Genomic DNA, 18,910 nt, shown 5'->3' on the forward strand with positions numbered 1-18,910 from the left:
TCGGGGGCCGGTCGCCCGGCCCCCAACCCACACCACTTACACCTCTTCGACCGAGCTCGGCTCGCGCCGGGACAGGTCGATGCCCAGCTCCTCCGCGGCCCGGAACACCTCGTCGTCGGTCTCGCGCATCTCCAGGGCCACGCCGTCGCTGGAGAGCACCTCGACGTTCAGGCACAGCGACTGCAGTTCCTTGAGCAACACCTTGAACGACTCCGGAATGCCCGGCTCCGGGATGTTCTCGCCCTTGACGATCGCCTCGTAGACCTTGACCCGGCCCAGGACGTCGTCGGACTTGATGGTCAGCAGCTCCTGCAGGGCGTACGCGGCGCCGTACGCCTGCATCGCCCAGCACTCCATCTCACCGAAACGCTGGCCACCGAACTGCGCCTTACCACCCAGCGGCTGCTGCGTGATCATCGAGTACGGACCGGTCGACCGGGCGTGGATCTTGTCGTCGACCAGGTGGTTGAGCTTCAGGATGTAGATGTAGCCGACCGCGATCGGGTCCGGCAGCGGCTCGCCGGAGCGACCGTCGAACAGCTGCGCCTTGCCGGAGGAACCGATCAGCTGCTTGCCGTCCCGGTTGGGCAGGGTCGACGCGAGCAGACCGGAGATCTCCTCCTCGCGGGCACCGTCGAAGACCGGCGTGGCCACGTTGGTGTCCGGCTCGGACTCGTGCGCCTCGATGGAGCGCAGCTGGCGCTTCCACTCGGCGTCGTCGCCGTCGACGCTCCACCCCGTCTTGGCCACCCAACCGAGGTGCGTCTCCAGCACCTGGCCGATGTTCATCCGGGACGGCACACCCAGCGGGTTGAGCACGATGTCGACCGGGGTGCCGTCCTCCAGGAACGGCATGTCCTCGATCGGCAGGATCTTCGAGATGACGCCCTTGTTGCCGTGCCGGCCGGCGAGCTTGTCGCCGTCCTGGATCTTCCGCTTCTGGGCGACGTAGACCCGGACCAGCTCGTTGACGCCCGGGGGCAGCTCGTCGCCGTCCTCGCGGGAGAACGTGCGTACGCCGATGACCGTGCCGGTCTCGCCGTGCGGCACCTTCAGCGAGGTGTCCCGGACCTCGCGCGCCTTCTCGCCGAAGATCGCGCGGAGCAGCCGCTCCTCCGGGGTCAGCTCGGTCTCGCCCTTGGGCGTGACCTTGCCGACCAGGATGTCGCCGGGGACGACCTCGGCGCCGATCCGGATGATGCCGCGCTCGTCGAGGTCGGCGAGCATCTCCTCGCTGACGTTCGGGATGTCCCGGGTGATCTCCTCCGGGCCGAGCTTGGTGTCCCGCGCGTCGACCTCGTGCTCCTCGATGTGGATCGAGGTGAGCACATCCTGCTGCACGAGGCGCTGCGACAGGATGATCGCGTCCTCGTAGTTGTGGCCCTCCCAGCACATGAACGCGACCAGCAGGTTGCGCCCGAGCGCCATCTCGCCCTCGTCGGTGCAGGGACCGTCGGCGATGACCTGGCCGGCCTCGACGCGGTCGCCCTCGAAGACGACCGGCTTCTGGTTGACGCAGGAGCCGGCGTTGGAGCGGCGGAACTTGTGCAGCAGGTACGTCCGGCGGTGGCCGTCGTCCTGGTGGATGGTGATGTAGTCGGCGCAGAGGTCCTCGATGACACCGCCGACCTCGGCCACGACCACGTCACCGGCGTCGACGGCGGCACGGTATTCCATGCCGGTGCCGACCAGCGGCGACTCCGCCTTGACCAGCGGCACCGCCTGACGCTGCATGTTCGCGCCCATCAGGGCCCGGTTGGCGTCGTCGTGCTCGAGGAACGGGATCATCGCGGTCGCGACCGAGGTCATCTGCCGCGGCGAGACGTCCATGTAGTCGACGGCGGCCGGGACCACGTCCTCGGTCTCGCCGCCCTTACGGCGGCAGAGGACCCGGTCCTCGGCGAACGTGCCGTCGGCCTTCAGCGGCGCGTTCGCCTGGGCCTTGACGAACCGGTCCTCCTCGTCCGCGGTCAGGTAGTCGATCTGGTCGGTGACCCGACCGTCGACGACCTTCCGGTACGGCGTCTCGATGAAGCCGAACGGGTTGACCCGGGCGAAGGTGGACAGCGCGCCGATCAGGCCGATGTTCGGGCCTTCGGGCGTCTCGATCGGGCACATCCGGCCGTAGTGGGACGGGTGCACGTCGCGGACCTCGAAGCCGGCCCGCTCCCGGGACAGACCACCCGGGCCGAGCGCGCTCAGCCGACGCCGGTGGGTCAGGCCCGCCAGCGGGTTGGTCTGGTCCATGAACTGGGACAGCTGCGAGGTGCCGAAGAACTCCTTGATCGCCGCCACGACGGGGCGGATGTTGATCAGGGTCTGCGGCGTGATCGCCTCGACGTCCTGGGTGGTCATCCGCTCGCGGACGACCCGCTCCATCCGGGACAGGCCGACGCGGACCTGGTTCTGGATGAGCTCGCCCACGGTGCGCAGGCGCCGGTTGCCGAAGTGGTCGATGTCGTCGGCCTCGTAGCCGTCCTCACCGGCGTGCAGCCGGCAGAGGTATTCCACGGTGGCGACGATGTCGTCCTCGGTGAGCGTGCCGGTGGTGATCGGCACGCTCAGCTCGAGCTTCTTGTTGAACTTGTACCGACCGACCTTGGCGACGTCGTACCGCTTCGGGTTGAAGAAGAGGTTGTCGAGCAGGGTCTGGGCGTTCTCGCGGGTCGGCGGCTCGCCAGGGCGGAGCTTGCGGTAGATGTCTAGCAGCGCCTCGTCCTGGCCGGCGATGTGGTCCTTCTCGAGCGTCGTCATCAGCAGCTCGGACCAGCCGAACTTCTCGCGGATCCGCTCGGCCGACCAACCGATGGCCTTGAGCAGGACGGTGACGGCCTGCCGGCGCTTGCGGTCGATGCGGACGCCGACGGTGTCGCGCTTGTCGATGTCGAACTCGAGCCAGGCACCCCGGCTCGGGATGACCTTGACGCTGGAGAGGTCACGGTCGGAGGTCTTGTCCGGCTGCTTGTCGAAGTAGACGCCCGGGGACCGGACGAGCTGGCTGACCACGACGCGCTCGGTGCCGTTGATGATGAACGTGCCCTTGGGCGTCATCATCGGGAAGTCACCCATGAACACCGTCTGGCTCTTGATCTCGCCGGTGGTGTTGTTGGTGAACTCCGCCGTCACGAACAGCGGGGCGCAGTAGGTCAGGTCCTTCTCCTTGCACTCCTCGATCGAGGCCTTGACCTCGTCGAAGCGCGGCGCCGAGAAGGAGAGCGACATGGTGCCGGAAAAGTCCTCAATGGGACTGATCTCGTCGAGGATTTCCGCGAGACCCGAGCGTGCGTGCGGGTCGTCCGCCGACCGGCCCTGCCAAGCCTCGTTGCCGACGAGCCAGTCGAAGGACTCGTTCTGGATGGCGAGGAGGTTGGGGACCTCGAGGTGTTCGGTGATCCTGCCGAATGAAACTCGGCGGGGTGCGAAAGCGCTCGACGTACGACTGGTCTTCGCAGGGCGGGAAGCTGCCAAGATGCGTCCTTCCGAGGACCGGTGCTGCAGAACGGCTGGTACGCGTGCACTCCAATGACCCCACCAGAAATATCCGTAATCGGACATTTCTGCGCAGGGGTCAAGTCGGAAGGCAGCGCAAACTAGCAGTGTAGCCGAGAGGCTAACCGCTGTCCAGCCCAACCCGCAGGTCACCGCGGAACGTGCCTCGGGGCCCCCGAAACGGGGCCTCACCGGGCCGCTCGGAACGCGGCATACCCACGGACCGCCCAGGTGCAGCGGACGATGGTGCCGCCGCTGCCATTACCCGGATGGTGGCCGTCGCAAGCGCGGAAGGTCTTGCTGGTGTCAGCGTGCCTGGCAGCCGGGGGCCGCGTCAAGGGCCCGTCTCGTGCGCGACAGGTGTTTCCCACGCGTGGGCGACGACCCCGGAGCGCCCCGCCGAAGGGCGTGGAGCGTCGCCGCCCTGCTCACGACGCTGTCAGGGAGTCACGACACGAACACGGCGGGCGGTGATCCGAGTCCGGATCACCGCCCGCCGCGACGCGATGTGCCCTGGCTCACGTGCGGCGAGCCAGGCGCACGCCTGAGTCCAACCTCAATTACTTGAGGGTGACCTTGGCGCCCTCGCCCTCGAGCTTGGCCTTGGCCTTCTCGGCGGTCTCCTTGTTGACCTTCTCGAGGATGGCCTTCGGCGCGGCCTCGACCGCGTCCTTGGCCTCCTTGAGGCCCAGGCCGGTCAGCTCGCGCACGACCTTGATGACCTGGATCTTCTTGCCACCGTCGGCCTCGAGGACGACGTCGAACTCGTCCTTCTCCTCCTCGACCGGCGCGGCGGCGGCGCCACCGGCACCACCGGCGGCGGCGACCGCGACCGGGGCGGCCGCGGTGACCTCGAAGGTCTCCTCGAACTGCTTCACGAACTCGGAGAGCTCGATCAGCGTCATCTCCTTGAACGCGTCGAGCAGCTCGTCGGTGCTGAGCTTCGCCATGGCTGGCGTCCTTTCTAACGGTTGTCTAAGAACGTGGGTGCGCCGGACGCGGCCTCAGGCCGCCTCGGCGCCCTCCTGCTCGCGCTTCTTGTCCGCCAGGGCGGCCGCCGCGCGGGCGGCCTTGGAGAGCGGAGCCTGGAACAGGGCCGCGGCCTTGCTCAGGTTGCCCTTCATCGCGCCGGCCAGCTTGGCCAGCAGCACCTCGCGGGACTCCAGGTCGGCGAGCTTCGTGACCTCGGCCGCGGAAATGGCCTTGCCCTCGAAGACGCCGCCCTTGATGACGAGCTTCGGGTTGGCCTTCGCGAAGTCGCGAAGCCCCTTCGCCGCCTCGACGACGTCGCCCGAAACGAAAGTCAGCGCGGTAGGACCGGTGAACAGCTCGTCGAGGCCGGAGATGCCCGCGTCGGCCGCGGCACGCTTCGCCAGCGTGTTCTTCGCGACCGTGTAGGTGGTCTCCTTGCCGAGCGAGCGCCGCAGCTGGGTGAGCTGGGAAACCGTCAGACCACGGTACTCGGTCAGCACCGTAGCTCCCGCGTTGCGGAAGCTGTCGGTCATCTCAGCGACTGCCGTGGCCTTGTCGGCCCGGATCGGCTTGTCCGCCATGTCCCTCCTCTCTCGTTGCTCCAGGCTGATCCACCGAGAAGCCAGCAGGCCTCCCGGTACCGGAGGGCCACGACAACGAGAAAAGCCCCGGCGCAGGGCGCACGGGGCGAGGGCCGGCCGGTCGCGCCGCAGTCGGCGGACCACGGGAACACAGCCGAGTTTCGCTTGCCGCCCTGCGCGGGTCGCCCGTCGGATCGGGACCTTCGACCGTGCCTAGGCACGGTGACCAGCGGTCTCTGGGTGGTACTTCGCCGCAAGGTTACGCGACACGCCCCGTGAGCACCAAATCGCCCCCGGGTGCGCCCCGTCACTCCCCCGCCGCCCGCGCCCCTCAGGCGCGGGCGCGCCGCCGCCAGGCGTACCCGGCGAGCGCCGTCGCGCTCCAGGCGACGGCCCACGCGGTGAGCAGGACCACCGAGGCGGGGGACGGGCCGGCCGCCGTGGCCCGGGCGACCGGCAGCACCGGGGGCGCGAGCCAGGGCGCCACCGAGGCCGACAGGCCGAGCACCAACGAGCCGACCGCGCCGAGCGCCAGCACCGCCACCCCGTAACCGGCGCTGCCCGTCACCGCCCGGCTGGCCAGCGCGCCCAACGCCACCGCGGCGGGCAGGGCGAGCAGGTGCGCCCAGACGCCGAGGGCCACCCCGGCGGCCACCGACGGGCCGCCCGGCTCCGCCTGGCCGGTCACCCCGCCCACCAGCCAGGGGAAGACCAGCGCGACGGCGACCGTGCCGAGCCCGGCCACCAGCGCCGCGAGCAGCCCGGCGGCCCGCTCCCGGGCGGCACCGGCGAGCACCAGGGCCAGCCGGCGCTGCACGTCCGGCTCGACGTCGAGCAGGAGCTTGGTCTGCCACGCCAGCACCGGGAAGAGCACCACCGCCGACACGCCGTAGGCCTCCGCCGGCTGGGCCCGGCCGCCGCCGTAGAGGACGCCGAGGGCGAGCAGGCCGGCCAGCAGCGGGGCGACCGCCCGTCCGGTACGCAGGAAGCCGGCCAGCCGCAGCCGCACGAGCGCGGTCACCGGGGCACCTGCCCGCCCGCCCCGGGGTCGGGGGCGGGGTCGGGTGGCCCTCCGGCGGGCACGGGGGCGTCGGGCGGGGCGGGGTCGGCGCGTACGCGAAGGACGTGGTGACCGTCGGCGCGGAGCCGGGCCACGGCACCCGCGGCGCGCGCGGCCGGGACCGCCACCTCGACCACGACGAGCGCCCCCGGCGACGCGTCGGTCGGGGCCTGCGCGGTGACGGTGCCGTCGGCGACCGTCCAGCGGGCCGCGCCCGGCAGCCGGGCCGTCTCGCCCCGGTGGTCGCTGACCAGCACCGAGCCGCCGGCGGCCAGCACCTCGTCGATCAGGGCGGGGACCAGGTCTCGGGCGGCGGCGTCGAGGCCCTCCCAGGGCTCGTCGAGGATGAGCAGGCCGGGCCGGCGGAGCATCGCCTGGGCCAGGCCCACCTTCTGGGCGGTGCCCTTGGACAGCTCGGGCAGCCGCACCCCGTGGAACGGACCCAGGCCCAGCCGCTCGGTCCACCGCCGCACGGCGTCGCCGGCCTCGGCACCGCCCAGGCCGGCGACGCGGGCCATGCCGGCGAGGTAGCGGCCCACGGTGAACGGCTGGTCGGCGGGAAACCGCTCCGGGACCCAGCCGACGTGCCGGGGCCGGTCGACGACGCGGCCCCGGGACGGCCGGAGCACCCCAGCCGCGAGCTGGAGCAGCGTGGACTTGCCGACGCCGTTGCGGCCGAGCACCACCGCGGCCTCGCCGGCGCCCAGCCGCAGGTCGACCTGCCGCAGCACCCACGGACCGCGCCGGTGGTAACGGAGCCCGACGTCCTCCCAGCGCATGGCGTCAGCCTGCCACACCGGACAGACGGACGGGGCCCCGCCACGAGTCGTGGCGGGGCCCCGGCGAGGCGGTGGTGCTCAGGCCTCGACGCCCTCCTGGAGGTTCTTGATCAGGTTGGGGTCGACCGGCACGCCCGGGCCCATCGTGGTGGTGAGGGTGACCTTCTTGAGGTACTTGCCCTTGGCCGCCGAGGGCTTGGCCCGCAGCACCTCGTCGAGGACCGCCGCGTAGTTGTCGATCAGCTGGGTCTCGGAGAACGAGGCCTTGCCGATGATCAGGTGGAGGTTGGAGTGCTTGTCCACCCGGAAAGTGATCTTGCCGCCCTTGATGTCCGAGACGGCCTTGGTGACGTCCATGGTCACCGTGCCGGTCTTCGGGTTCGGCATCAGGCCGCGCGGGCCCAGGATCCGCGCGATCCGGCCGATCTTGGCCATCTGGTCCGGCGTGGCGATCGCCGCGTCGAAGTCGAGCCAGCCGCCCTGGATCCGGGCGACGAGCTCGTCGGTGCCCACCTCGTCCGCACCCGCGGCGACGGCCTCCTCGGCCTTCGCGCCGGCGGCGAAGACGATCACGCGGGCGGTCTTACCAGTGCCGTGCGGCAGGTTGACCACGCCGCGGACCATCTGGTCCGCCTTGCGGGGGTCGACGCCGAGGCGCATGGCGACCTCGACCGTGGCGTCGAACTTGGTGCTGGTGGTGTCCTTGGCGATCTTGACCGCCTCGGCCGGCGTGTAGAGCTTCGACCGGTCGATGACCTCGGCGGCCTTGCGGTAGGTCTTGCTGCGCTGCATCTCTGCTTACTCCTGTGGTCTATGGCGGGCCGCGGCGCTCCGCGTGCCCTCCCACGAACTGATCGGGTGAGGCGGTGGGGCGAGGTCAGTCGCCGACGGTCAGGCCCATCGACCGGGCGGTGCCGGCGATGATCTTCTCAGCCTGGTCGAGGTCGTTGGCGTTGAGGTCGACCATCTTCTTCTCGGCGATCTCCCGCAACTGGGCGCGGGTGACGGAGCCGACCTTCTCCTTGTGCGGGTTGCCCGAGCCCTTCTGCACGCCGGCGGCCTTGATCAGCAACTGGGCGGCGGGCGGGGTCTTCAGGACGAAGGTGAAGCTGCGGTCCTCGTAGACGCTGATCTCGGCGGGGACGATGTCGCCCCGCTGAGCCTCGGTCTGCGCGTTGTAGGTCTTGCAGAACTCCATGATGTTGACGCCGTGCTGGCCGAGCGCGGGGCCGACCGGCGGCGCCGGGGTCGCCTGGCCCGCCTTCAGCTGAAGCGTGAACGTCTTGACGAGCTTCTTCTTCGGAGGCATGTCACTTCCTGGGGCTTGGAACTGGGAAAGGTGCCGGCCGGGGGGCGCGCACGGTCAGCGCGATGCGACGGCCGACGTTCTAGGTTAGCGCAAGGCTCCGCCCCCGGATGCGGCGAGGTCCGCCGAGGCCGGCACGGGGGCGGAAACGGCCTCGCCGGCGGCGGGCCGCTGCCCACCGCCGGCGAGACGGAACGTCAGATCTTGGTGACCTGGTTGAAGTTCAGCTCGACCGGCGTCTCCCGGCCGAAGATCGACACCAGCACCTTGAGCTTCTGCTGGTCGGCGTTGATCTCGCTGATCGTCGCCGGCAGCGAGGCGAACGCGCCGTCGGTGACGGTGACCGAGTCGCCCACCTCGAAGTCGAGGACCTTGATCTCGGGCTTGGCCTTCTTCTGCTCGGTCTCGACCGCCGGGGCCAGCCACTTGAGGACCTCGTCGAGGCTCAGCGGCGCGGGCCGGTCGGCCCGGTCGGTCGCCCCCACGAAGCCGGTGACCCCCGGGGTGTTCCGCACGCAGGAGTAGGACTCGGCGGTCAGCTCCATCCGGACCAGGATGTAGCCCGGGAAGACCTTGGCCTGGATCTGGGACCGCTTGCCGTTCTTGACCTCGACCTCTTCCCGGGTCGGCACCTCGACCTGGTAGATGTAGTCCTCCATGTCGAGGGACGTGATCCGGGTCTCGAGGTTGGTCTTGACCTTGTTCTCGTAGCCGGCGTACGAGTGCACCACGTACCAGTCGCCCGGCGCGTAGCGCAGCTTCTGGCGCAGCTCCGCGACCGGGTCGTACTCCTCGTCCGGGGCGGGCTCGGTGGTCGGAAAGTCCGGCTCGCTGGCGGCCTCGACCGACTCATCGTTGGCCGCCGTCGCCACCGCGGACTGCTCGTCCGTGGTCTCGGCGGTCTCGTCGTACTCAGGCACGCTCGCTCACTTCCGTAACTATCGGCTTGATCAGCCGGTCAGCTGGGGTTTCCGAAGACCCACAGCACGCCCTTCGCGAAGGCGTAGTCCAGGCCGGCCACGATCGTCAGCATCACGGCGACGAAGGTGACCACCACCGCGGTGTAGGTCAGCAGCTCCTTGCGGGTCGGCCAGATGACCTTACGCAGTTCGGCCACGACCTCGCGGAAGAACCGCGCGATGCGGGCGAACAGCCCGATCCGCTCGGTGTCCTTGCGGGTCTTCCTCTCGTCGGCCGACTCGGCCTTGGCCCGCGCCCGGGTGGCCGTGCCACCGCGGGATACCGGCTCGTCCGCGTCGGAGGCGTCGTCGGCGGCCACGTCGTCGGCGACCTCGTCGTTCAGACGGTCGTCGTCGCCGGCGTCCTCGCTGCGCCGCTTGTTCTCGGCCACTTCGCCCTCCGTCGCGGGAATCGGGTCGCACACCGGTGCGGCGTGCGCGGCGCTGGTCACGCCGGCCGGACCAACCGTCCCGCGACGGGCCGCGGCCGGCGGATCGACGGACGGGCCCCGATGCCTCGGAACCCACCCCGCCGATGCCACCACCACGGGCCGGACGCCGCCGGTTGGCGGCGCGACCCACGGGAACGGTCAGGCCTGAGGCGCAGGGGTGACAGGACTTGAACCTGCAGCCTGCGGTTTTGGAGACCGCTGCTCTGCCAATTGAGCTACACCCCTGTGCGGCAACGCTCGCCCGACCCGGCCATGACGCACCGGGCGGGGTCACTTGCCCCACGGCGGACCAGTGTACGGGTACGGACCCGACTTTCCCAACCGGTCTGCCCCCGCGCGTGGCGCGACCTTCTCAGCGGGGCGTCCGGATCACCGCCCGGGCCTGCGAGAGCACCTTCTCGCCCCGGCACGTCGCGGTGATGTCGAGCCTGGTCAGGCCCTCCCCCGCGCCCTCGCGGACCTTCGCGGTCACCTCGATCTCGGTGCCGGCGTCGTCGTCGGGGACGACCACCGGGCGGGCGAACCGGACCCCGTAGTCGACCACCGCGTCGGGCGCGCCGGCCCACTCGGCCACCGCCCGGCCCACCAGGGCCATGGTGAACATGCCGTGCGCGATCACCCCGGGCAGGCCGACCCCGGTGGCGACCCGGTCGCTCCAGTGGATCGGGTTGAAGTCGCCCGACGCGCCCGCGTAGCGGACCAGGTCGGCCCGGGTGACCCGGAAGGTCTGGGTGGGCAGCTCCATGTCAGGCCTCCCCGCGTACGACGAGCTTTGACCAGACGGCGACCACCGGCTCGCCGGCGGCCGTGCTCACGTCGGTGCGGGTGGTCAGGAAGTCGTGCCCGCCGCGGCTGGTGATGTCCTCGATGGTGTTCACGCAGACCAGCTCGTCGCCGGCCACCACCGGCCGGGTGTAGGCGAACCGCTGGTCGCCGTGGACCACCCGGCTGTAGTCGACCCCAAGGGCCGGGTCGTCGACGATCTGCCGGGTGGCGGCCATCGTGATCACCACGGGGAAGGTCGGCGGAGCCACCACGTCCGGGTGCCCGAGCGCACGGGCGGCCTCCGGGTCGTGGTGCGCCGGGTCGGCGGCGCCGATCGCCGTGGCGAACTCGCGGATCTTTTCACGGCCCACCTGGTAGGGGGCGGTCGGCGGATAGGTCCGGCCGACGTAGGACGGGTCCAGGGACATGCCCGAGAACCTACACGGGAAGCACGAAAGCCGACCCGGGGGCGGACGGTCGGCCGGTTGGCCTTGCGCTCGCTCCGGATCGGCGATCGGGTGTCGTGCTGGCCGGGGTGCGCCGGCGACGGTCAGCGGGTCTCGCGGTGGACCGTGTGCTTGCCGTCCCGGGGGCAGAACTTCTTCAGCTCGATGCGGTCCGGGTCGTTGCGGCGGTTCTTGCGCGTGATGTAGTTGCGCTCCTTGCACTCCACACACGCCAAAGTGATCTTCGGCCGGACATCGGTAGCCTTCGCCACGGCGGAGTGCCTTCCTCGCTAACGGACAACAACTACAGCGCCTCAGCCTACGCGCTGGCGACGCGGACATGCAAAGTGGGCGCCTATGGCGCCCATCCCACCGACCACCGGAAGCTGGCCCGGAGGACGAGAGTAGCGGTGGCCGGACTTGAACCGGCGACACAGCGATTATGAGCCGCTTGCTCTGCCATCTGAGCTACACCGCCGTGGCGGGTCCAGCCGGACCCTTTGAGCCCCCTTACGGAATCGAACCGTAGACCTTCTCCTTACCATGGAGACGCTCTGCCGACTGAGCTAAGGGGGCCTGCGCGATCACTCGGTGGCCGCGCAGGGGTAAGAGTACACGGCCCCGCGCCGGAGGTGAAATCGGATCCCCCCACCCTCGCGCGTCGCAACGTTCCCCCAGCTCAGCTGGCGTATCCCTGCTGAAATCAGGGGACGATGCGCAGCCGCCGGACGTCCGGGGTGACGAGGGCCTCGGACTCCAACTGGGCCCCGAACCACGCCTCCAGCCGCTCGTACGGCAGCGGCCGGCTGAACAGGAATCCCTGGCCGATCTCGCAGCCGATGTCCTGCAGCAGCTCCAGGGTCAGCTCGCTCTCCACCCCCTCGGCCACCACCGCGAGGCCGAACTGCTGGGAGAGGGTCACCACGGCGTTGACGATGGCCAGGTCCCCCGGGTCGGTCGCCATGCCCTGCACGAAGGAGCGGTCGACCTTGACCTCGTGCACGGGCAGCCGGCGCAGGTACGCCAGCGAGGACGAGCCGGTGCCGAAGTCGTCCACCGACAGCCGCACCCCGAGGTCGCGCAGCCGGCGCAGCGTCGGGATCGGGCGGTCGGTGCCGTCGAGCACCCCGGCCTCGCGGATCTCGAAGGTGAGCCGCTGCGGGGGCACGTCGTACTCGGCGAGCAGCTCGCGCACACGGTCGGGGAAGTGCCGGTCGGTGAGCGTACGCGCGGAGAGGTTGACCGCGACGGCGAGCGGCTGCTCGGCGTGCGCCCAGTCCCGGCTGCGCCGCAGCCCCTCCCGCAGCACGACCTCGGTCAACCGGCCGAGCTGGCCGGTGTGCTCCGCCACGGCCACGAAGTCCTCCGGGGCGACCTCGCCGTGCGCCGGGTGCTCCCAGCGGGCCAGGCACTCCACCCCGACCAGGCGGCGGTCCCGCAGCGTCACCTTCGGCTGGAAGTAGACCTCCAGCGCGCCGTCGTCGAGGGCCTTGCGCAGGTCGCCCGCGAGGCCGAGGCGGCGCAGCGACCGCGACTCCAGCGCCGGGTTGAACAACTGGATGCTGCCCGGCATCGACTTCGCCGCCATCGCGGCCAGGTCGACCCGTTGCAGCAGGGTCGCGGCGTCGCTGCCGTGGTCGGGGTGCACGGCCACGCCGACGGCCGTGTCGACGTCCAGCGTGAACGCGTCGAAGACCATCTCGGCGCGGATCTCCTCGCGCAGCCGGGCGGCCAGCTCCAGCGCTGCCTCGGCGTTCTCCAGCCGCAGCGTCACCAGGAACTCGTCGCCGCCGGCCCGGCCGACCAGCGCGGAGGAGGGCGCGGAGTCGCGCAGTCGGACGGCGACCTCGGCGAGCACCTGGTCGCCGGCCGCGTGGCCGAGCGACTCGTTGACCTGACGCAGCCCGTCCACGTCGAACAGCAGGACGGCCACCACCTCGCCGGGGGCCCGGATGCTCACGGCCTCGTCGAGCGCCGCGCTGATCCGCCGCCGGTTGGGCAGCTTGGTCAGCGTGTCGTGGTAGGCGTCGTGGCGCAGCCGGTCGACCAGCCGGGAATTCTCCAGGGCCACCGCCGCATGCGCGGCGACCGTCTCGATCACCGGCACGTCCGACGGGGTGAAGTGGCCGACGTCGCTGAGCCGGTTGACCACCTCCAGCGTGCCGATGACCGCCTCGCCGGAGCGCAGCGGCACGACGATCGCGTCCTTCGTCGACGCCGCCCGGAGCATGGCCAACTGCACGCGGTCCCCGCCGAGCCGGGCGCCGAGCGCGACGGTCTGCCGCTGCTGCACGACCTGTTCCCGCACCGACGCCGGGATCTTCGAGAAGTCGAGCAGGCCCCGCCCGTCGATCCGGGCGGTCAGCAGCACCTCCGGGTGCCGGCCCTGCGCGGGCAGCCACAGCGTCGCGTACTCGGCCTGCATGAGGGCGCGGACCCGGCCGAGCAGCGCGTCCGGCAGCGTGCCGTCCTGGCCGCTGCGGGTCATCGCCCGGGTCAGGTCGTAGATGTCGGCCAGCGTGCGGTGCTGGCGGAGGAACTGGGCGTACGCCCGGTAGACCAGCGCCACCGTGAGCGCGAGCGCGGCGAGCAGCAGCAGCGACCAGTAAGTGGCTTTGAGCGCGAGCAGGATGATCAGGCCGACGGTCGCGTTCACCGCCGCCGCGAGCAGCGGCACGGTGGACGTCCGGACCACTTCCAGCCCGGCCTGCCAGCCCTGGAGCAGGGTGATCACGCCGACCACGGCGGCGAGGGTGACCAGGGTGACGGTGCTGACCGCCGCGAAGAGGATGCCCCACGTGCCGGGGCCCACCCCCCGGATCGGGGGCAACGCCAGCAGCACCAGGCCGGCGAGGGACGTCGCCGCGGCGGACCGGGCGACGTTGAACGCGAACTTGGCCGGGCCGAGCCGCCGCCGGAGCTGGGCGATCAGGGCCGCCAGGGTGGCCACCAGCACCAGGGTCAGCGGCGGAAGGTAATAGAGCGCCAGGACCAGCGGGATCTCGGTGATCGTGGCGGAGAGCGTCTGCCGCCGGACGATGAAGCTCAGCACCGGCAGGTGGGCGGCGACCAGGGCGGTGAGCAGCAGCAGGCCCAGGCCCCACTCGCCGTAGGCGTCCTTCTTGTCGTCGGTGACCAGCGCGATCAGCAGGCAGCAGATGACCGCCAGGAACGCCAGCGGCCCGGTGATCAGCCAGGCCAGGTCAGTCCCGCGTCGTCGCACGGCTGCCGCTCGGCTCGTCATCCTGCTCCCTTGTTGTCACCGAGAGTGAACTCCGCGCCGATGCCTGGCCCGTGTCTCGCCGCTACCGCCGCCGCCCGGTGGGTGGCCGGGCGACGGCGGTGTCACACGAACTGCGAAGAACCTAGTTCCACTCGAACTCGAGGTTCACCAGGCCGCCCGAAGCTGAGGCCGGGGCACCGGCGACAGAGGCGACCGAGGCGACCCCGGAGGCGAGCGCGAACAGCATCAGGGTCATGCCGAGCAGCCGACCCAGCTTTTGAGTAGGCATCTGTGGGGCTCCTGTCACGAAACGGGCAGCACGGGGGGCGTGAAGATTCCATGATGGTGCCACACGCACTGAGGGCAACAAAGCCCTCGGTGGCCTGGCTCCGCCTGGACGGCAACAAGTCCGACCGATCGGCAGGACGCCCTGCCTGGCGGGGTGATACCCCTGCGTTCCCGCGTTCCACGCGGTCCTTCATTTGGCGAACACTCGGACCTAGCGCGCCAATCATGGAAATTCATTGAATGCATGCTCCAGCCCCCTGGCGCCACGCATCGGGAAACAGCACACCACAGACGACGAGATATCGAAAGGGACCTTCGTCCCGAACCCGCGCTGGGCGGGGCTGAGCCCCGGGCTGGGCCCGTGCTGGGCCCGTGCTGGGCCCGTGCTGGGCCCGCCATGTCGGCGACATGGGGGTATCCGGCGGCCGGGATACCGCCACCTGCCCGACATGGCTGCGCCCCGCCCGATGACCTGCCGCAGCCAGGAGCGGTAGGTCGACGCGTCGGCATGGCTCCACCACATGGCGGCGGGGCCGCCGAGCCAGTTCTCCTCGGCGCCCGTCCAGGCGCTGTCGCCGACGGTGGCCAGCAGCCAGCCACCCGGGCGCAGCCAGGTGAAGATGCGCCCGACGAGGCGGGGCTGCTCGGGCAGGGGCAGGTGGATGAGGGCAGGTCGACGCGGGTGGCGTCGGTGCAAAGCGGCGAGCCACGGAGCGTATTGGCCGTCCCCGGCATCGTCCGCTCGGTAGTGGCATGACAACGCGTCGTATCCGCGCTCGACCAAGGCGCGCCCGTCAGGATCGCCCATCTTCGCGAGGCTAGGCGGCGCGATGCCGCGCGCCCATTCGATTTCCCCGGAATGGGCGGAGTCGCCGCCCATTGCCATTGCCCCGGCGGGCGGCTTCTGCCGCGCATAGGGAGCTGAGTCAGATACGACATCACTCACGACGCCCGGCCGCACTCCCGAAGCGCCACCCCGACCCCACTCGTTCCCGGTTGGCAACACCTTGGTCGCTCGCTCGTCACCGGCGCGACATGGCGAACCGGATGCCGGCACACGGCGGACGATCCTCGTGGCCGACCGTCGGGCGGTGCCGGAGCCGGCAGCACCGTCGGGCAGGGCCGCAGGGCCGGCGGCGCGACGGCAGCGCGGCACGATCGGGCGGATCCCTACTGCCGGGTGAGGCCGATGGTGGCGGCGAGGCGGGCGACGTCGGCGGCGGTGAGTCCGGTGCGGACGACTGCGGTGAGGGCGGCGCGTGCGGCGGGGCGGGTGCGAGCCTCGGCGGGGGCGATCTGGTCGGCGGCGATCAGGGCGCGGCCGGCGGCCCGCGGGTCGCCAAGATCGAGGTGGGCGCGGGCGATGTCGATGAGATGTGCGGCGCGGTGCTCGGCGGGAAGCATGGGCCAGCCGTCGCCGCTGGTGGCGTACCCATGGATTGTCACGGCCTGGTGGTGGTCGCCGAGCCGGGTGGCGACCAGGGCGCGGGCGAGGGTGACGGCGGCGGAGCCGAAGGCGATGCCGTCGCCGTCACCCTGATGGTGGCCGTCGTGCGCGGCGGCGAGGTGGGCGGCACGCTCGGTGAGGTCGTGGGCGGTGGCGGCGTCGCGGTAGCTTGCGGCGGCGAGGGCGGCTTCGAGCAGCAGCGTCCCGGCGAGGCCCGGGTCCGGCGGGCGGTCGTGCGCCGCCGGGTCAAGCTGGCGTACGGCGGTGAGCGCGGCGGCCTGCGCGAGGCGGCCCCGGTGCAGGGCGCGCAGGGCCTGGGCGAGGGAGACGGCGGCGAGCGCGGTGCGGTGGGGGTCGCCCGTCGCGGCGGTCATGGCACGGTCGGCGGCCAGCCAGGCGAGGTGGGGCTGGCCGAGCTTGACCAGCGTCTGGGCGGTGAGCCGGTAGACGCGGACGGGCGGGTCGGCCGCCGACTCGGCGCGGCCGGTGTGCCGGGTGGCGGCGAGCAGGTCGGGCAGGGCGCGCAGGACCTGGGCGTGGTGGCCGTTGCGGTACGCGGCCCAGGCGTGACCGGCCCGGTCGTCGAGCTGCCGCGCGGTGGGGCTGTCGGCGTCGGCCCCGGGTGGGTCGTGGCGGGCCAGCGCCGCCCGGATGCGTTCCACCGCGGCGTCGGTGTCGGTGACGCCTTCCCGGCGGGGCCTGCCGGTGAGCAGGATGGTCGGGGTGACGCCGAGGGCGGCGGCCACGGTTTCGATGACGGAGAGCCGGTCGAGGGTGCGTACGCCTCGTTCGACCTTGTCGACCCAGCTCTTCGACCTGCCGATCCGGTCGGCGAAGACCTGCTGGCTCATGCCCCGGCGGGCGCGCAGCTCGGCCATCCGCCGCCCGATCGGCACCTCGTCGCGGCCACTCATCTGTCCTGCTCCACCGGCGGCATGGCCAGGGTGGACTCGCCACAGCGCGGGCACCAACGGGACTTGACGCGGAAGGCGAGCAACCCGAGCAGGAAGCCCGGCACCAGCCCACCGAACACAATCGACACGACTCCGGAGATCACGAGCACTCCCGCTTCGTGGACAGGTCAGAGGTGCCCGCAGGCGAGGTCGCCCGCAGTCCTGCCCACGTATGTGGAAGCCCACTACCGGCTTCACACCTGGGCACCGCACAGCCTGCGGAAGGACACCGTCGATCGGATCGGAAGCTTGATCGTGTTCGGACCATGCCCCTGCCTCCTTGTCGCGTCGGTCTCCACCGACGTCTGCGGACAGCTGCCAACCGGGTCGCAACTGGCTTAAGCCAGATTGCGTGAGGGTGACCCAACTGTCAATAGCTGGCTTGAGCCAGTTGCGCTAGCCTGGAGCCACATCGAGAAGCAGGTGATCTGATGAGCGATCAGGAAGACCGACGACCCCCGAGCCGCCGCATCGCCGACGACCTACGGGCCGCAATCACCAGGGGCGATCTCATGGACGGCGACCGGCTGCCCTCGGAGCGCGAGCTGGCGTCCCGGTACGCCACCGCCCGCAACACAGCCCGTGAGGCGTTGGGCATCCTGCAAGCCGAGGGCCTCGCCGTCGCCCAGCACGGCCGAGGCGTGTTCGTGCGTCAGCGCCGTCCACTCGTGCGGATGGGCCGGGACAGGTACTCCCGCCAGGCACGAGACGAAACCGGGCTGTCGCCGTTCCGCATCGAGGTGCAGCAGCAGGGACGCACACCGCACACCGAGTGTCGATCGGTCACCGTCGTGCCGCCGCCGGCCGACGTAGCTGACCGGCTCGGGCTGAGTCCCGGCCAGGACGTCGTCCGCCGCGAGAACTGGTACTTCGCGGACGACGAGCCCGTGCAGGTCGGGGTGACCTTCATCCCCACTGCGATCGTCGCGGGGTCGCCCCTGGCAACCGAGAAGAAGCTCGGTCGGGGAAGCATCTACCAGCGGTTCGAAGACCTCGGCTACCCGATCGCCCGCATCCGGGAAGAGGTCAGCTCCCGCATGCCGACCCCGGAGGAGTCGAAGGGCCTCGCGATGCCGCCGGGCGTGCCGGTGATCGAGGTGCTGCACACCAGCATCGACGGCAACGGGCGGGCCTTCGAGGTGACGCGGTTCGTCCTGCGCGCTGACGTGAACGGCCTGGACTACGAGATGCCCGTTGACGACTGACCACCAGGGCGTCAGCCGGGCTGGACTCGTCCGGGTAGCCGCCCTGGCTCTGCTGTGGGGTTCCAGCTTCCTATGGATCAAGCTCGCGCTACGCGGCTTCAACCCCGTACAGATCGTCTTCGGGCGGCTCCTGCTCGGCTTCGCGGTCCTGGCTCCCATCGCCCTGTCGCGCGGTCTGCGCTTCCCCCGGCAGAGACGCACCTGGGCACACCTGTTCGCCGCTGCCCTGGTCGCCAACGCCGTGCCGTACGTGCTGTTCGGCATCGGAGAGGAAACCGTCGGTTCGAACGTGGCCGGTGTACTCAACGCCACTACCCTGCTGTGGACCCTGCTACTGGCGTTCCTTGTCGGCGTCGACCGAGCCGTCACCGCGAAGAAAGCCGCCGGCATCGTCCTCGGATTCCTCGGGGTGGTGGTCATCTTCTCGCCCTGGAGGTCCGCTGGCGAGATCGCGAGCTGGGGCGGGCTCGCCTGTCTCGCCGCAGCCGCGAGCTACGGCGTCGGCTACGTCTACATGGGCCGCTTTCTGACCGGGCGTGGCATTCCGCCTCTCATGCTGTCGGCCAGCCAACTCGGCGCAGCGACAGTGTTGCTGGCCATCGCAATGCCGTTCGCTGGGCTGGAGACACCGACGTGGCGGATCGACGCCGTGGCGAGCCTGCTGGTACTCGGCGCGCTCGGCACCGGAGCGGCCTACGTCCTGAACTACCGGATCATCGACGACGAAGGACCGACCGCCGCATCCGCCGTCACCTACCTGCTGCCCATCGTCGCCATCGTCTTCGGCTGGCTGTTCCTTCGGGAAGCCATCACAGCCGCCGTCGTGGTCGGCATCGTTCTGGTGCTCGCCGGGATCACCCTCAGCAAGATGCTACGAACAGCGGGCCATCCTCGACGGACAGCACCCGACTGACACGCACCCGAGACGCACCCTCCGTCGGCCGCACCCGACGGACGCTGACCAGGCTGCCGGCTGAGCGCGCAA

At 70.9% G+C, this 18,910-nt stretch carries 18 protein-coding genes and 3 tRNA genes; 2 read left to right on the forward strand and 19 right to left on the reverse strand.

Features of this window, described 5'->3' with window-relative positions; translation table 11 throughout:
• Positions 1 to 36: 36 nt before the first annotated feature.
• The 19 genes from rpoB to GA0070558_RS34115 all read right to left on the reverse strand — a co-directional run bounded on the left by rpoB (position 37) and on the right by GA0070558_RS34115 (position 16,809).
• A complete protein-coding gene (gene rpoB / locus GA0070558_RS05565) occupies positions 37 to 3,468 on the reverse strand; it encodes a DNA-directed RNA polymerase subunit beta (protein WP_074472515.1) in 3,432 nt (1,143 codons plus the stop codon).
• A gap of 581 nt (positions 3,469 to 4,049) precedes the next feature.
• On the reverse strand, positions 4,050 to 4,439 hold the full coding sequence (rplL, locus tag GA0070558_RS05570; RefSeq protein WP_091276487.1) for a 50S ribosomal protein L7/L12: 390 nt from the start codon (positions 4,437 to 4,439) through the stop codon (positions 4,050 to 4,052).
• 54 nt (positions 4,440 to 4,493) lie between these two features.
• Positions 4,494 to 5,042 carry a 50S ribosomal protein L10 gene (gene rplJ, locus GA0070558_RS05575; RefSeq protein ID WP_074472513.1) on the reverse strand — a complete coding sequence of 183 codons (549 nt, stop codon included), beginning with the start codon at positions 5,040 to 5,042 and terminating at the stop codon, positions 4,494 to 4,496.
• Between the two features lie 331 nt (positions 5,043 to 5,373).
• Complete coding sequence (locus GA0070558_RS05580; protein WP_091276490.1) at positions 5,374 to 6,063, reverse strand: hypothetical protein; 690 nt, start codon at positions 6,061 to 6,063, stop codon at positions 5,374 to 5,376.
• The gene (locus tag GA0070558_RS05585; RefSeq protein WP_256091771.1) at positions 6,060 to 6,881 is read right to left on the reverse strand and encodes an ABC transporter ATP-binding protein; all 822 of its coding nucleotides are present in this window, start codon (positions 6,879 to 6,881) and stop codon (positions 6,060 to 6,062) included. Before GA0070558_RS05585 ends, GA0070558_RS05580 begins: the two co-directional genes overlap by 4 nt.
• 78 nt (positions 6,882 to 6,959) lie before the next feature.
• Positions 6,960 to 7,673, reverse strand: a complete 714-nt coding sequence (rplA, locus tag GA0070558_RS05590; RefSeq protein WP_043965479.1) for a 50S ribosomal protein L1 — start codon at positions 7,671 to 7,673, stop codon at positions 6,960 to 6,962.
• An 85-nt stretch (positions 7,674 to 7,758) separates the two neighbouring features.
• The gene (rplK, locus tag GA0070558_RS05595; RefSeq protein WP_043965477.1) at positions 7,759 to 8,190 is read right to left on the reverse strand and encodes a 50S ribosomal protein L11; all 432 of its coding nucleotides are present in this window, start codon (positions 8,188 to 8,190) and stop codon (positions 7,759 to 7,761) included.
• Positions 8,191 to 8,384: 194 nt separating this feature from the next.
• On the reverse strand, positions 8,385 to 9,107 hold the full coding sequence (gene nusG, locus GA0070558_RS05600; protein ID WP_077938287.1) for a transcription termination/antitermination protein NusG: 723 nt from the start codon (positions 9,105 to 9,107) through the stop codon (positions 8,385 to 8,387).
• A gap of 38 nt (positions 9,108 to 9,145) precedes the next feature.
• Positions 9,146 to 9,538, reverse strand: coding sequence for a preprotein translocase subunit SecE (secE, locus tag GA0070558_RS05605; RefSeq protein WP_043966506.1), 393 nt, complete (start codon positions 9,536 to 9,538; stop codon positions 9,146 to 9,148).
• A 212-nt stretch (positions 9,539 to 9,750) separates the two neighbouring features.
• Positions 9,751 to 9,823 (reverse strand) — tRNA-Trp (locus GA0070558_RS05610).
• A 127-nt stretch (positions 9,824 to 9,950) separates the two neighbouring features.
• Positions 9,951 to 10,343 (reverse strand): MaoC family dehydratase, encoded by a 393-nt coding sequence (locus GA0070558_RS05615; protein ID WP_077938285.1) that lies wholly within the window; start codon positions 10,341 to 10,343, stop codon positions 9,951 to 9,953.
• A 1-nt stretch (position 10,344) separates the two neighbouring features.
• Positions 10,345 to 10,791, reverse strand: a complete 447-nt coding sequence (locus tag GA0070558_RS05620; protein ID WP_043965472.1) for a MaoC family dehydratase N-terminal domain-containing protein — start codon at positions 10,789 to 10,791, stop codon at positions 10,345 to 10,347.
• Between the two features lie 122 nt (positions 10,792 to 10,913).
• Positions 10,914 to 11,081 carry a 50S ribosomal protein L33 gene (gene rpmG, locus GA0070558_RS05625; RefSeq protein WP_013288652.1) on the reverse strand — a complete coding sequence of 56 codons (168 nt, stop codon included), beginning with the start codon at positions 11,079 to 11,081 and terminating at the stop codon, positions 10,914 to 10,916.
• A 133-nt stretch (positions 11,082 to 11,214) separates the two neighbouring features.
• Positions 11,215 to 11,287 (reverse strand) — tRNA-Met (locus GA0070558_RS05630).
• A 25-nt stretch (positions 11,288 to 11,312) separates the two neighbouring features.
• Positions 11,313 to 11,385, reverse strand: a tRNA-Thr gene (locus tag GA0070558_RS05635).
• A 127-nt stretch (positions 11,386 to 11,512) separates the two neighbouring features.
• The gene (locus tag GA0070558_RS05640; RefSeq protein WP_077938283.1) at positions 11,513 to 14,053 is read right to left on the reverse strand and encodes a putative bifunctional diguanylate cyclase/phosphodiesterase; all 2,541 of its coding nucleotides are present in this window, start codon (positions 14,051 to 14,053) and stop codon (positions 11,513 to 11,515) included.
• A 121-nt stretch (positions 14,054 to 14,174) separates the two neighbouring features.
• Positions 14,175 to 14,321, reverse strand: a complete 147-nt coding sequence (locus tag GA0070558_RS33270) for a hypothetical protein (RefSeq protein WP_158229434.1) — start codon at positions 14,319 to 14,321, stop codon at positions 14,175 to 14,177.
• 1,169 nt (positions 14,322 to 15,490) lie between these two features.
• Complete coding sequence (locus GA0070558_RS05650; RefSeq protein WP_091276494.1) at positions 15,491 to 16,681, reverse strand: helix-turn-helix domain-containing protein; 1,191 nt, start codon at positions 16,679 to 16,681, stop codon at positions 15,491 to 15,493.
• Entirely contained in the window at positions 16,678 to 16,809 is a 132-nt protein-coding gene (locus GA0070558_RS34115) for a hypothetical protein (protein ID WP_256091772.1), read from the reverse strand. The genes GA0070558_RS05650 and GA0070558_RS34115 overlap by 4 nt, the downstream gene beginning before the upstream one ends.
• Positions 16,810 to 17,151: 342 nt before the next feature.
• Here GA0070558_RS34115 and GA0070558_RS05655 point away from each other — a divergent pair, with 342 nt between their 5' ends.
• Together GA0070558_RS05655 and GA0070558_RS05660 are read left to right on the forward strand one after the other, a co-directional pair.
• Positions 17,152 to 17,925, forward strand: coding sequence for a GntR family transcriptional regulator (locus GA0070558_RS05655; RefSeq protein WP_091276497.1), 774 nt, complete (start codon positions 17,152 to 17,154; stop codon positions 17,923 to 17,925).
• Positions 17,915 to 18,838 carry a DMT family transporter gene (locus GA0070558_RS05660; RefSeq protein WP_091276502.1) on the forward strand — a complete coding sequence of 308 codons (924 nt, stop codon included), beginning with the start codon at positions 17,915 to 17,917 and terminating at the stop codon, positions 18,836 to 18,838. Before GA0070558_RS05655 ends, GA0070558_RS05660 begins: the two co-directional genes overlap by 11 nt.
• Positions 18,839 to 18,910: the final 72 nt, after the last annotated feature.

The sequence above is a fragment of the Micromonospora haikouensis genome, from assembly GCF_900091595.1.
Taxonomy (GTDB): Bacteria; Actinomycetota; Actinomycetes; order Mycobacteriales; family Micromonosporaceae; genus Micromonospora; species Micromonospora haikouensis.